Genomic DNA, 13404 nt, shown 5'->3' with positions numbered 1-13404 from the left:
CCCTCAGCCCCGCTTCGGACCCGTGATCGCCTCGTCGATCACGAAGCCCTTGGCGGGGCCTTCGGGGATGGTGACGTCAGTGCCGTAGGGGACACGGTGGATGTCCTCCCAGTCGGCCTTGTCGGGACGGGGACCGGTGAATACGGTGACGGCACCCTGGCCGTCGTAGTCATCGATGAGGACATAGATGGGGATACCGGCGCGGGCGTATTCGCGGCGCTTGCGGACACGGTCGCGGTCCTGGTTGCGCTTTCCGGGGGAAACGACTTCGAAGATGACCCGAACTGCGGCGGCGGTGAGACCGAGACCATCATCGGTTACGTAACGCTCCGGGTCCCTCACGACGACGAACAGATCAGGGATCAACGCGGAGCCGTCGTGGATGATGTTCGTATCGTGACGGGCAGCGAAGTCCCCGCCCCTCAGGAAGTCCCCCAGTGCCTCCCTCAACAGGAAGATGATCTGACTGTGTGAGTAGCGGCCGGTGGGCGACACCTCGATGACTCCCTCGATGATCTCGGCTCGGTAGCCCTCGGGGAGTTCCATGGCCTTCCATGCCTGCCATACGACCTCGTCCAGGTCAGGCCCTTCCTCGAACACAGGCTCGGTCCTGGTTTCAGGCATGGTCTCGGGCCTCTCGTGCGCAAGAGCGGTCATGGCGGCATCACCTCCTCAAGTGTGGGCTGGGTGTACGCAGGGCACAAGCAACGCGATCACGGTAGGTACGGCATTACGGCTGACCAGGTGAGATACCTCTGGTTCACCCGTTCGAGGGAAGCCGGCACGCTCCGCCCCTCCCGCCCAACTCGAACCACACGCCCTTCGCATACCGCCCCGCCCTCTCGTCGGCGACGCCCCACCCGTCCGCCATCTCCTCGACCAGCGCGAGCCCCCTGCCCCAGCAGGCGACGGCCCCGGCCGCGGGATACGTGACGACGGGCGGGTCGGGACTCTCGTCGAAGACGCTGACCCGGAGGCCGACCGGAGTGATCCGGAGGCGGAGCATCGCCGCGCCCTTGGTGTGCAGGTGCACGTTGGTGACGAGCTCCGAGGTGCACAGGGCAGCGGGCATGACGAGGTGCTCCCGGTCGTGAGTGAAGAGGACGGCGCGTACGAAGTCCCGGCAGACACGGGGAGCGGTGGCGTCGCCGGGGGCGAAGAGGCTGTATTCGTGGGTCAGTTGGGCGGGGCGGTGCGCTGCGCGGCGGGACGGGTCCATGAGGGTGGGCTCCTGGTGAGTGGGGGGTTCCCGTTGCCCGGCGATGGCATCGCCCTTGTGCGGGTGCTCTGTCGGCTTACGGGCAGGGGAGGTTGAATGGTTTCGCTGCGTGATTGCTTCCACACACACAGTAGAGGGACAGGGATATACATCTCAACCTGTTCGTCTGATCCGATGGACCACACACCCCGCACAGGGCAGACTTCGGGGGAGCCGCCAAGGAGTGACCGTGGGACTACGCACCACCATCAGTGAACGCCAGCGCCGCCTGGGGTTCGAACTCAAACAACTGCGCGAACAAGCGGGATTGAACGCCGCTGAAGCTGCCCAGCGCATCAACATGAGCCGGGCGCAGCTCAGTCACATCGAGTTGGGCCGCACATCGGTCCTGACCGAGCGGCTCTTGGAGCTGTGCCATACATACGGTTGCGCAGACGAGCCCTACGTTGACGCACTGGTGTCCATGTCTGAGGCAACGGGCAAGGGATGGTGGAGCGCGCACAAAAAGCACCTGGGGTCCGGCGCGCTCAATCTGGCCGAACTGGAGGCCCAGGCCGCCTCACTGCGGATGCACGAGTCGCTGTTCATCCCGGGGCTCTTCCAAACCGCCGACTACGCCCAGGCCATCTTCAGCAGCCCCAAGCTGGGCTTCGAGAACATCGGGGAGGCCGTGAAGTTCCGCATGGAACGGCAGCACATCCTCACCGACAAGAACCCTCCCTCCGTCCACGCCGTTATCCACGAAGCGGCGCTGCACATGAGGTTCGGCAGCGTTCACGTCGTACGCGAGCAGCTGGTGCGGCTCATCGAGTTGGCCCGCCTCCCCCACGTGACCATCCAGATCTATCCGTTCAGCGCGCAGGCGTACGCGGCCCTCAGCGGCAACTTCGTCCATGTCATTCCCAGTACGCCACGGCTCGGCACCGTCGTCCTCGACCACGCGACGGGCACCGACTACCTGCGCGAACCCGAACACCTCAATGAATACAGCAGGTTGTTTGAGCGGCTCGCCGAGAACGCCCTCAACCCAGTCGACGTATCGATGGCCTATGGAGCACACTCGGTGAAAGACTCGTTGGCCCTCATCAAGCACTTGCTCTACACGCTCTAGGAGGCTCGGATGCCCGAACTGGATTGGCTAAAGTCCTCGTTCAGCGGAGGACCCGAACAAAACTGCCTCTACCTCGCGCCCGCCCCCGACGGAACCATCCGCCTCCGCGAGAGCGACACCCCCCACGTCATCCTCACCGCCGCCCCCGAAGGCCTCGCCGCTCTCATCCAAACCCTCAGGACCGGCCTGCACTAGGACTCGCCGGCTCGCAGCGGCTCGGTGCTTCGGTCGGCCGCGACCATCGTGCGGAGAGGGAACGCGATGAGCAGCGCGGCAGCGACCAGGAGCCCGCTCGCCCACAGCGGTCCGAGGTCCCCGGCCTCGGTATTCAGGGTTGTCGCGGCGACAAGGGGGCCCACGGCGGCGCCGATGTTGAGGGCCGCCGTCGCATACGAACCGGCCATGGTGGGGGCTTTCGCCGCCTCGTAGAGGACCCGTGTGATCAGCGTGCTGCCCAGTGCGAACGACAGCGCACCCTGCACGAACACGAGGGTGCACAGGGCGACCGGCTTGTCGGCCAGTACCGCCAGTGCCGGCCAGCCGATGAACAGCAGCGGACCACCGACTGCGATGACCAGACCGGGACGCTGGTCGGACAGCCGACCGGCGACGGTGACGCCGACGAAGGAACCGGCACCGAAGAGCACCAGGACGACAGAGATCCACAGATCGTCCAGCCCGGCTGTGTCGGTGACGACGGGGGCGAGGAAGGTGAAGCTTGCGAATGTCGCCGCGTTCACCAGCGCACCGAGCAGCATCACCAGGACCAACCGCGCCTTCGTGAGCTGGGCGAGCTCCGCTCGCAACGTCGGCCCGCCGGCCGCCTCTTCCGTCACGCGTCCCGCCGGGATGCCGTTCAGGATGCCGAGAGCCGCAGGCAGGCAGAGAGCGGCGACAGCCCAGAATGTGGCCCGCCAGCCGAGCAACGTGCCGAGTACCGAGCCACCAGGGACACCGGCGATCGTGGCCACCGTCGTCCCTGACAGCAGTACGGCCAGCGCGCGTCCCTTCTTGTCGGACGGAACCAGCGTTGCGGCGGCCGTCAGGGCGACGGCGAGGAACCCCGCGTTCGCGAGCGCGGCGACAACCCGGGTGGCGAACAGGACGGGGAAGCTCGTGGTGATGGCGCCCACGGCGTGAGCGGCTGCGAAAGCAAGGATGAACCCGAGGAGGCTGGAGCGCCTGGGCCAGTTGCGGGCAAGCGCGGCCACCAGAGGGGCACCGACGATCATGCCGATCGCGAAGCCCGAGGTGAGCATGCCTGCTGTCCCGACTGTGACGTCGACATCAGAGGCGATGTGCGGCAACAGGCCGGCGAGCATGAACTCGGAGGTGCCCATGGCGAAGACGGCCATGGCAAGCAGGTACAGCGGGAGTGGCATCGAAGGCTCCGAGGTGAGGAGAAACACGAGAAGGTCTTCTCGTCACCGCGGCCAGCCCCAAGGGAACACTCGTCCCACCACAGAATGCGGCGCGACGACAGGCTACGAGCTCAGGGGTTCAGGGGCTGACGGCGTGACCGAAAGCCCCCACCTTGTCCGACTCAGGACTCGACATGGCCCGCACGCTACCCGACCAACGCCCGTCGAGACACCTCGGTTTCACTGGAATCGGCCTACGTCGCCAACGTCATGTCCCGCACCATCCAGGAGGCCCCGATGAACGAACTCCCCTGGCAGAAGTCGTCGTACAGCGGCGGACCCGAGGGCGAGTGCCTCTACGTCGCCCCCGCTCCCGACGGAACCATCCGCCTCCGCGAGAGCGACGCCCCCACGTCACCCTCGCCGCCGCCCCCGAAGGCCTCGCCGCCCTCATCCGAACCCTCAAGACCGACGCCTGAGGGGCCCGGAGGTTCAGATGAACCTCCGGGCCCCTCAGGTCAGTTGGCGGGGCGTCAGTCCGACGCTCCCTGGCGCTTCGGTCGCCACACCACCAGCGCGCTGGTCTGCTGTACCTCCTGGTACGGGACCAGGTCGCGGCGGTACGACGCGTGTACCGCCGCCTCGCGCTGCTGCATCGCGGCCGCCGCGCCCTCCAGGGCCGCCTGCAGTTCCGCGACGCGGGACTGGAGGGCGACGACCTGGTTCTCCAGTTCGATGATCCGCTTGATGCCGGCCAGGTTGATGCCCTCGTCCTGCGACAACTGCTGGACGGTACGCAGCAGTTCGATGTCGCGGGCCGAGTAGCGCCGGCCCCGGCCGGGGGTGCGGTCCGGGGAGACCAGGCCGAGACGGTCGTACTGGCGCAGGGTCTGCGGGTGCAGGCCGGAGAGCTGGGCCGCCACCGAGATGACGTAGACCGGAGTTTCCTCGGTCAGTTCATACGGATTGCGTCGACGACCGTCCATCCCAATCATGCTCCCTTCGCGGCCTGGAACAGCTCCGCCCGCGGGTCCTCACCCGCGGTCGCCTCGCGATACGCCTCCAGCGCGTCACGAGCCTTCCCCGTCACGTCCTTCGGAACACTCACCTCGACGGTGACCAGCAGATCGCCGCGGGTGCCGTCCTTACGGACCGCGCCCTTGCCGCGGGCGCGCATGGTGCGGCCGTTGGGCGTGCCCGGCGGCAGCTTCAGCGTCACCGGCGGGCCGCCCAGGGTGGGCACCCTGACCTCGCCGCCGAGGGCCGCCTCCGCGAACGTGACCGGGACGGTCACCGTGAGGTTGTCGCCCTTGCGGCCGAAGACCGGGTGGGCGTCGACATGCACCGTGACGTACAGGTCGCCGTTCGGGCCGCCCCGTTCGCCGGGTGCTCCCTTGGCGCGCAGGCGGATGCGCTGGCCGTCGGAGACCCCTGCGGGGATGCGGACCTGCATGGTCCGCGAGGACTTGGCCCGTCCGCTGCCGTGGCAGATCTCGCAGGGGTCCTCGGAGATCAGGCCGCGGCCCTTGCAGTCCGGGCAGGGGTCCGTCAGCGAGAAACCGCCGCCCGAACCCCTGGCGACCTGCCCGGTCCCGACGCAGGTCGGGCACACCCGTGGGTTGCCGTTCTTGTCGCCGGTGCCGGAACACGCCTTGCAGGGCTGCTGCGAGGACATCCGCAGCGGGACCGTCGCGCCCTCGATCGCCTCGGTGAAGCTGAGGCTGACCTCGGTGTCGATGTCCTGGCCGCGCCGGGGCTGCGTACGCGTCCCCGTGCCCGCGCCGCCCCGGTTGAACAGGCCCCCGAAGACGTCACCGATCCCGCCGCCGAAACCGCCGGCGTTCCCCCCGCCCTGGGCTCCGCCTCCGAAGAGGTCACCCAGGTCGAAGTTGAAGGAGCCGCCACCGGCCGGCCCGGGACGGAAGCCACCGCTTCCGAACAGGGCGCGAGCCTCGTCGTACTCCTTGCGCTTCTTCGGGTCGCCGAGGATGTCGTTAGCCTCGGAGACCTCCTTGAAGCGCTCCTCCGCCTTGACGTTTCCCTTGTTGGCGTCCGGGTGGAACTCGCGGGCGAGCTTCCGGTACGCCTTCTTGATCTCGGCTTCGGTGGCGTCCTTGGGGACGCCGAGAACCTTGTAGTAGTCCTTCTCGATGAAGTCCTTGGTGCTCATCCTCGACGTCCCTCCTTCCTTCTTGTCCTACTCGGTTCCAGCTCAGCCCTCGTCCGGGCCACCGGTCTCCTTGTCGTCGGCCGTCTCCGCGGACTCGTCCGACTTGACGGTCTGCGCCCCGGGCTGGGGTTCGGCCACGGCCACCCGCGCGGGGCGGATGGTGCGTTCGCCGAATCGGTACCCGGGCTGGAGAATCGCCACGCACGTCGTCTCGGTGACGTCCGGCGCGTAGCTGTGCATCAGGGCCTCGTGGATCGTCGGGTCGAAGGGCTCGCCCTCCTTGCCGAACTGCTGCAGGCCCATCTTCGCCGCGACCGACTCCAGCGACTCGGCGACGGACTTGAACCCGCCGAGGAGTTCGCCGTGGTCCCGCGCGCGGCCGATGTCGTCGAGGACGGGCAGGAGCTCGGTCAGGAGGTTCGCGATGGCGATCTCCTTGACCGTGATCCGGTCCCGCTCGACCCGGCGGCGGTAGTTCTGGAACTCGGCCTGCAGCCGCTGGAGGTCGCCGGTGCGCTCGTCGAGCGCCGTGCGTACCTGGTCCAGCTGAGCCGTCAGACCTGCGATCTGTGCTGATGCGTCCCCGGCCGGGGCCGCCGCCTCCCCCTCGGAGGGGGCGGCGGCCTGCGGCTCGGCGTCGTCGGGGGTGGCGCCGGAAGGGACGTCAGGCTTCTCGTCGAAGCCCGGGGTCTCCTCCGTCACGCGGCACCGTCCTTGCGCTCGTCGTCCACGATCTCGGCGTCCACGACGTCGTCGTCGGCCTTCGCGTCACCGTCGGCGGCACCCTCGGAGGCGCCACCCGCGGCCTGACCGGCCTGGGCGTCGGCGTACATGGCCTGGCCGAGCTTCTGCGAGACGGCCGCGACCTTCTCGGTGGCGGTACGGATCTCGGCGGTGTTGTCGCCTTCGGCGGACTCGTTCTTGAGCGCGTCCTTCAGCTCGCCGACCGCGGCCTCGACCTCGTCCTTGATCTCGCCCGGGACCTTCTCCTCGTTGTCCTTGAGGAACTTCTCGGTCTGGTAGACGAGCTGCTCGCCCTGGTTGCGGGTCTCGGCGGCCTCGCGGCGGCGGTGGTCCTCCTCCGCGTACTGCTCGGCCTCCTGGCGCATCCGGTCGACCTCGTCCTTCGGCAGCGAGGAGCCGCCGGTGACGGTCATCTTCTGCTCCTTGCCCGTGCCGAGGTCCTTCGCGGTCACGTGCATGATGCCGTTGGCGTCGATGTCGAACGCCACCTGGATCTGCGGGACGCCACGCGGGGCCGGCGGCAGACCGGTCAGCTCGAACATCCCGAGCTTCTTGTTGTACGCCGCGATCTCACGCTCGCCCTGGTACACCTGGATCTGCACGGACGGCTGGTTGTCCTCGGCCGTGGTGAAGATCTCGGAGCGCTCGGTCGGAATCGTGGTGTTCCGGTCGATGAGCTTGGTCATGATGCCGCCCTTGGTCTCGATACCCAGGGACAGCGGGGTCACGTCGAGGAGCAGGACGTCCTTGACCTCACCCTTGAGGACACCGGCCTGGAGGGCGGCGCCGATGGCGACGACCTCGTCCGGGTTGACGCCCTTGTTGGCCTCCTTGCCGCCGGTCAGCTCCTTGACGAGCTCGGCGACGGCGGGCATCCGGGTGGAGCCACCGACGAGGACGACGTGGTCGATCTCGTTGATGGAGATGCCGGCGTCCTTGATGACGTTGTGGAACGGCGTCTTGCAGCGCTCCAGCAGGTCGGCCGTCAGCTGCTGGAACTGGGCCCGGGTGAGCTTCTCGTCCAGGTGCAGCGGGCCCTCGGCGGACGCCGTGATGTAGGGCAGGTTGATCGAGGTCTCGGTGGACGAGGACAGCTCGATCTTGGCCTTCTCCGCCGCCTCACGCAGACGCTGGAGGGCCATCTTGTCCTTGGCCAGGTCCACGCCGTGGCCGGACTTGAACTGCTGGACCAGGTAGTCGACGACCCGCTGGTCCCAGTCGTCGCCGCCGAGGTGGTTGTCACCGTTGGTGGCCTTCACCTCGACCAGGCCCTCGTCGATGTCGAGCAGCGACACGTCGAAGGTGCCACCGCCGAGGTCGAAGACGAGGATCGTCTGCTCTTCCTTGTCCAGGCCGTACGCCAGCGCGGCCGCGGTGGGCTCGTTGACGATGCGCAGGACGTTGAGACCGGCGATCTCGCCGGCTTCCTTCGTCGCCTGACGCTCGGAGTCGTTGAAGTACGCCGGGACGGTGATGACCGCGTCCGTGACCTTCTCGCCCAGGTACGACTCGGCGTCGCGCTTGAGCTTCTGCAGGATGAACGCGGAGATCTGCTGCGGGTTGAAGGGCTTCCCGTCGAGCTCGATGTTCCAGTCCGTGCCCATGTGGCGCTTCACGGAGCGGATGGTCCGGTCCACGTTCGTGACCGCCTGGCGCTTGGCGACCTCGCCGACGAGCACCTCACCGTTCTTGGCGAAGGCGACGACGGACGGCGTGGTCCTGGCACCCTCGGCGTTGGTGATGACGGTGGGCTCGCCGCCCTCCAGAACGCTGACGACGGAGTTAGTCGTGCCCAGGTCGATGCCGACCGCACGTGCCATGGTGATCTTCCTCCAGCTGACTTGAGTGGAACGGGCTCAAGTGTGCACGACGCCCGGCCCACGGTCAACAGACCTGAGTCGGACGGGCTCAACTCTTATCCGTTCCTTACACGCAACTGGGCTCTGACCTGCGTATTCACCGGACGGCGCGGTCCGTACGTACGCACTCGAAGGAGTCCCAGCACGACCGCCAAAGCCCCCACGGCCACCCAGCACACCCCCGTCCCGGCAATCCACCCCAGATGCGCGAAGACCGCGACGAGTACCCCGCAGGTCGCCCCCACACCGAGCACCACCGTCGCCCCGCCGGAGGTGAGCCCGAGCCGCCGGAGCCGGTGCGCGAGATGGTCCGGGCCGCTGCGCAGCAGGGGCCGCCCGGCCAGTCGGCGGGAGAGCAGCACGAGGGTCACATCGGCGGCCGCGACCGCCGTCAGCGCGAACAACACCCCCGCGCTGGACGCCGGTTCGTACCCGGCGCGGGTGACCACGGCGGCCGACGCGAGCACGAACCCCGCGAACAGCGCCCCGCAGGATCCGAGTCCGGCGCGCGCGGGAGGTCGGTTGTGCATGAGGAACCCGGTCAGCGCGGCGGCCAGCACGCTCAGCAGGGTGGCCGGCCCGTCCATCATCTCGGCGGCCGCCAGCGCCCCCACTCCGAAGGCGGTCACCACGGCCACCGTCCCGGCCAGCGCGTCCGCGTGATCGAGCGCCTTGAAGCCGACGGCCACGAACACGATCCAGCCGGCCGCCAACGCCCCGCCGACGAGCCCGAGTTCGCCGTACGGCACCACCCAGGCCGCCGCCACCGCCGTACCGCCCACCAGGAGCCGGGCCTTGATCCGCCGCACGTCGGCGACCAGCCCGAGCAGGGCGACGGCGGCCCCGGCCACGAGCAGTTCGCGGACCTGGCCGTCGAGCGGCGCGACGCCGGTCCACTCACCGGCGGCCGCGACCAGACAGGTGGCGAGCGCGACGGCGAACCCGCCGCAGAGCGGAACGGCCCGCTGGCGCCGCCGGTCGACGATCCCGAGCCGCCGGGCCGGGGCCCGGAGCAGAGCGGTGAGCACGACGGCGAGGAGCAGGGCGGTGGTGGTGGCGGCGATCCCGTAGAGCACGGAACTAAGTTAGGGGTGAATATACCAATTTGGCATGAATAACACGATCGGATCGGGAGGGATCTTTAAGGCGACCCTCAGCGACGCAGATCACCGCATGGCTGACTACAGTGCGACGGAAGATGGGGGTAGTCTCAAACCGACTGGGTAAGTTACCGCTTAGTAATGACGAGGGCCCCCCTCGAGGACCCCCTCAAGGATCCCCTCGAAGAATCCCTCGCAAGATCCCCTCGCAGGCCCGAGGAGCCCCGAAATGCAACTCGCCGCGATCATCGTGTCGCTGGTGCTGACCGTGGTCGGCGTTGCGCTGCTCGCACGCGCCATCGGCCAGTTCGTCCGGTACTTCAAACTGGGCCAGCCGGTGCCCGCCGGCAGCCGCACCGACGACCCCTACTCGCGCAGTGTGACGCTGGTGCGGGAGTTCCTCGGCCACACGCGGATGAACCGCTGGGGCATCGTGGGCTTCGCCCACTGGTTCGTGGCCATCGGCTTCCTGACGCTGCCGCCGACCATCATCACCGCCTACGGCCAGCTCTTCCAGGCCGACTGGACGCTGCCGGTGATCGGCGGCTTCCTGCCGTACGAGCTCTACATCGAGTTCATCGCCGCGATGACGACCATCGGCATCCTCACGCTGATGGTCATCCGGCTGCTGAACCTGCCCTCGCGCCCCGGCCGCAAGTCGCGCTTCGCGGGCTCCAAGATGGGCCAGGCGTACTTCGTCGAGTACGTCATCCTCACCATCGGTCTGGCCATCTACGTGCTGCGCGGTCTCGAGGGCGCGCTGCACCACGTGGACCACTTCGAGGCCGCGTACTTCGCCTCGTACCCGCTGATCCTGGCCTTCAAGGGACTGAGCGTCGCGACGCTGCAGAACCTCGTCTACCTCACCGCCATGATCAAGCTCGGCACCACCATGATCTGGATGATCACGGTCAGCCTGAACACCAACATGGGTGTGGCCTGGCACCGCTTCCTGGCCTTCCCGAACATCTGGTTCAAGCGTGAGGCGAAGGGCGGGACCGCGCTCGGCGGGCTCCAGCCGATGACCTCCGGCGGCGAGCCGATCGACTTCACCGACCCGGGCGACGACGACGTCTTCGGCGTCTCCCAGGTCGAGCAGTTCTCCTGGAAGGGCCTTCTCGACTTCTCCACCTGCACCGAGTGCGGGCGTTGCCAGTCGCAGTGCCCCGCCTGGAACACCGGCAAGCCGCTCTCCCCCAAGCTGCTGATCATGTCCCTGCGGGACCACGCGCACGCCAAGGCGCCCTACCTGCTCGCGGGTGGCGGCAAGACCATGGAGGGCGAGGAGAAGGCCTCCGAGGAGCAGCTTGCCTCGGTGCCCGCGGCAGCGCTGGCCGAGGCCGAGCGCCCGCTGATCGGCACCGTCGAGGAGAACGGCGTCATCGACCCGGACGTCCTGTGGTCCTGCACCACCTGCGGCGCCTGCGTCGAGCAGTGCCCCGTCGACATCGAGCACGTCGACCACATCGTCGACATGCGCCGCTACCAGGTGATGATCGAGAGCGCGTTCCCGTCCGAGGCGGGCACCATGCTCAAGAACCTGGAGAAGAAGGGCAACCCCTGGGGCCTGGCCAAGAAGCAGCGCCTGGAGTGGCTCAAGGAAGTCGACTTCGAGGTGCCGGTCGTCGGCAAGGACATCGAGGACCTGTCCGAGGTCGAGTACCTGTACTGGGTCGGCTGCGCCGGCGCCCTGGAGGACCGCGCCAAGAAGACCACCAAGGCCTTCGCCGAGCTGCTCCACATGGCGGGCGTCAAGTTCGCGATCATGGGCGGCGACGAGAAGTGCACGGGTGACTCGGCGCGGCGGCTGGGCAACGAGCCCCTCTTCCAGGAGCTCGGCATGGAGAACGTCGCCGCGCTGAACATGGCGTTCGGCGAGGAGACGGACGACGAGGGCAAGGTCCTGCCCGAGTCGGCGAAGCCCAAGTCCGCGAAGAAGATCGTCGCGACCTGCCCGCACTGCCTCAACACCCTCGGCAACGAGTACCCGCAGCTCGGCGGCGACTACGAGGTCATCCACCACACCCAGCTGCTCCAGCACCTGGTGGACGAGGGCAAGCTGGTCCCGGTCACCCCGGTCGAGGGCATCATCACGTACCACGACCCCTGCTACCTGGGCCGCCACAACAAGATCTACACGCCGCCGCGCGAGATCATCGCGGGCGTCCCGGGCCTGCGCAACGAGGAGATGCACCGCCACAAGGAGCGCGGCTTCTGCTGTGGCGCCGGTGGCGCGCGGATGTGGATGGAGGAGCGGATCGGCAAGCGCATCAACAACGAGCGTGTCGATGAGGCCCTGTCGTTGAACCCCGACATCGTCTCCACCGCCTGCCCGTTCTGCCTCGTCATGCTCACGGACTCGGTGAACGGCAAGAAGAACGAGGGCAAGGCCAAGGAGTCCGTCCAGGTCGTCGACGTGGCCCAGCTCCTGCTGCAGTCCGTCAAGACCCCGGTCGCCGACTCGGACGAGCCCCCGGCGGGCACGTCGGAGTCGGAGAACGAGCCGGAGCCGCAGCCGGTGAAGTAGACGTAGATCTACGGCAGTTCGGCGCCCCCATGTCCCGTTCTGGGCATGGGGGCGCCGTTGTGTCCCGTCCTGGGCACGGGGGTGCCGTCGTGTCCGGGGACCGTCATCCCAGGCTGCGGACGGACCCGAGGCAGTACGCCAGGAAGACGAGGAGGAAGCCGCCCCCGGCGAAGAGCACTTCCACGAGGTGGGGCTCCACCCCCAGCAGTAGCGGGCGCCAGCCCAGGAACACGGCGGCGGTCACCGCGGCTCGTACCGTCTGCACCCACGGGGACCAGGCCAGCTCCTGGAGGTCGTCGGCGTCCGGCACCAGGCTGAAGACGGGCGCCAGGACCGCGCCGAAGAGCATCAGGACGATGAACGCGACCAGCGCCGCGCCGCCCAGATCACCGTCCGGGAACGCCTTCCAGCGGCGCTCGGCGATCGCCGGCAGGTCCTGGGTCTCGTTGACGTATCCGCCGAGCCGCTGCGCGGACCGGGCCCACAGGACGTCGACCTCGGCCCCCTCACGAGGCTTCTCCTGCGTGTACGCGCCCTTCACGGCGAGGCGCGCGGGCCCCCCGGGCACGGACACGACCAGCCGCGACGAGTACCCCTGCACGGCGTCCTCGTCGTCCACGTCCGCCCGTACCGCCCCCGGCGCCCGTACGACCGTCGCGACACTGACCTCGGCGCCGGCGTCCCGCAGGTCCTCGACCCGGTCGTCCCAGTCCGGTGAGGTCAGGAGGGCGGTGAAGAACGCGCCCGAGGCGAACGCGACCAGCAGCCAGACGGCACCCGTGCGGAGCTTGGCCCAGGTCTCGTAGCCCGGGAAGGAGAGTTCGTGCGCGTCCTCCCAGTCGAGGTCCCAGTCGTCCCAGCGGCCCCCGCCGCCCCCGCGCCCCTCCTTGCTCAGGGAGACACCCGGTGAGTCGCCGCCCCGGCTCCGACGCCGACGCGCCACCGCGGCCAGCACCCGCCCCGCCCACAGCAACAGCGCCCGCGCCACCGCACACCCCGCCGCGACGGCCCCCCACACCAAGGGCCCCTCCCACGGCTTGGGCATGGGCGCCGCGCCGAGCAGCCACGTACAGGCGACCGCCGTCGCCACCCACCCCACCAGCCCGCACAGCCGCACGGCCCACACCAGCACCCAGCGCATGACTTCCCCCCGTCTCGGTTCCCGTCCGGCTTCACAGGCAGCCCCTGCCCGACCAGCGCGACCCCCGAGCGACCTTTCAAAAGAGTTACCGAACTCACGTACAACCCTTACGTACCAGCGAAGGTCTCCTGATCGCCGACCGCCCCGTGCACCCGGCCCGGACCTCTGGAAC

General features: G+C 68.5%; 12 protein-coding genes and 1 pseudogene. 4 read left to right on the top strand and 9 right to left on the bottom strand.

What is annotated here, in order from left to right; all coding sequences use genetic code 11:
* Positions 1-3: 3 nt before the first annotated feature.
* Positions 4-657, bottom strand: coding sequence for a Uma2 family endonuclease (locus ABZ027_RS14505; RefSeq protein ID WP_356767980.1), 654 nt, complete (start codon positions 655-657; stop codon positions 4-6).
* 103 nt (positions 658-760) lie between these two features.
* A complete protein-coding gene (locus ABZ027_RS14500) occupies positions 761-1219 on the bottom strand; it encodes an ATP-binding protein (RefSeq protein WP_356767978.1) in 459 nt (152 codons plus the stop codon).
* 229 nt (positions 1220-1448) lie between these two features.
* Here ABZ027_RS14500 and ABZ027_RS14495 point away from each other — a divergent pair, with 229 nt between their 5' ends.
* Entirely contained in the window at positions 1449-2330 is an 882-nt protein-coding gene (locus ABZ027_RS14495) for a helix-turn-helix transcriptional regulator (protein ID WP_356767976.1), read from the top strand.
* Positions 2331-2339: 9 nt separating this feature from the next.
* Entirely contained in the window at positions 2340-2525 is a 186-nt protein-coding gene (locus ABZ027_RS14490; protein WP_356767974.1) for a DUF397 domain-containing protein, read from the top strand.
* On the opposite strand, the gene ABZ027_RS14485 is transcribed toward ABZ027_RS14490, so the two are convergent.
* Complete coding sequence (locus ABZ027_RS14485) at positions 2522-3712, bottom strand: Cmx/CmrA family chloramphenicol efflux MFS transporter (RefSeq protein ID WP_356767972.1); 1191 nt, start codon at positions 3710-3712, stop codon at positions 2522-2524. The two genes, ABZ027_RS14490 and ABZ027_RS14485, sit on opposite strands and share 4 nt — an antisense overlap.
* A 249-nt stretch (positions 3713-3961) precedes the next feature.
* On the opposite strand from ABZ027_RS14485, the pseudogene ABZ027_RS14480 reads away from it, so the two are divergent.
* Positions 3962-4060, top strand: a pseudogene (locus ABZ027_RS14480) (DUF397 domain-containing protein); the annotation flags it as partial.
* 164 nt (positions 4061-4224) lie between these two features.
* Here the strand turns inward: ABZ027_RS14480 and ABZ027_RS14475 are convergent.
* The 5 genes from ABZ027_RS14475 to ABZ027_RS14455 form a co-directional block, all read right to left on the bottom strand.
* On the bottom strand, positions 4225-4677 hold the full coding sequence (locus ABZ027_RS14475) for a helix-turn-helix domain-containing protein (RefSeq protein ID WP_356767969.1): 453 nt from the start codon (positions 4675-4677) through the stop codon (positions 4225-4227).
* 5 nt (positions 4678-4682) lie between these two features.
* A complete protein-coding gene (gene dnaJ / locus ABZ027_RS14470) occupies positions 4683-5861 on the bottom strand; it encodes a molecular chaperone DnaJ (RefSeq protein WP_356767967.1) in 1179 nt (392 codons plus the stop codon).
* A gap of 42 nt (positions 5862-5903) precedes the next feature.
* The gene (gene grpE, locus ABZ027_RS14465; protein WP_356767965.1) at positions 5904-6563 is read right to left on the bottom strand and encodes a nucleotide exchange factor GrpE; all 660 of its coding nucleotides are present in this window, start codon (positions 6561-6563) and stop codon (positions 5904-5906) included.
* Positions 6560-8425, bottom strand: a complete 1866-nt coding sequence (gene dnaK / locus ABZ027_RS14460; RefSeq protein WP_356767963.1) for a molecular chaperone DnaK — start codon at positions 8423-8425, stop codon at positions 6560-6562. The genes grpE and dnaK overlap by 4 nt, the downstream gene beginning before the upstream one ends.
* A 95-nt stretch (positions 8426-8520) precedes the next feature.
* Positions 8521-9540: an MraY family glycosyltransferase gene (locus ABZ027_RS14455; protein ID WP_356767961.1), complete on the bottom strand. Its 1020-nt coding sequence runs from the start codon at positions 9538-9540 to the stop codon at positions 8521-8523.
* Positions 9541-9793: 253 nt separating this feature from the next.
* Between ABZ027_RS14455 and ABZ027_RS14450 the strand changes: the two genes are divergently transcribed.
* Positions 9794-12091, top strand: coding sequence for a (Fe-S)-binding protein (locus tag ABZ027_RS14450; RefSeq protein ID WP_356767959.1), 2298 nt, complete (start codon positions 9794-9796; stop codon positions 12089-12091).
* A gap of 103 nt (positions 12092-12194) precedes the next feature.
* On the opposite strand, the gene ABZ027_RS14445 is transcribed toward ABZ027_RS14450, so the two are convergent.
* The gene (locus ABZ027_RS14445; protein WP_356767957.1) at positions 12195-13232 is read right to left on the bottom strand and encodes a hypothetical protein; all 1038 of its coding nucleotides are present in this window, start codon (positions 13230-13232) and stop codon (positions 12195-12197) included.
* Between the last annotated feature and the right edge of the window lie 172 nt (positions 13233-13404).

The sequence above is a fragment of the Streptomyces sp. NPDC006332 genome (assembly GCF_040612855.1).
Classification (GTDB): Bacteria; Actinomycetota; Actinomycetes; order Streptomycetales; family Streptomycetaceae; genus Streptomyces.
Note: the sequence above shows the minus strand (reverse complement) of the source record. Positions and strands in the feature narration are given on the sequence as shown.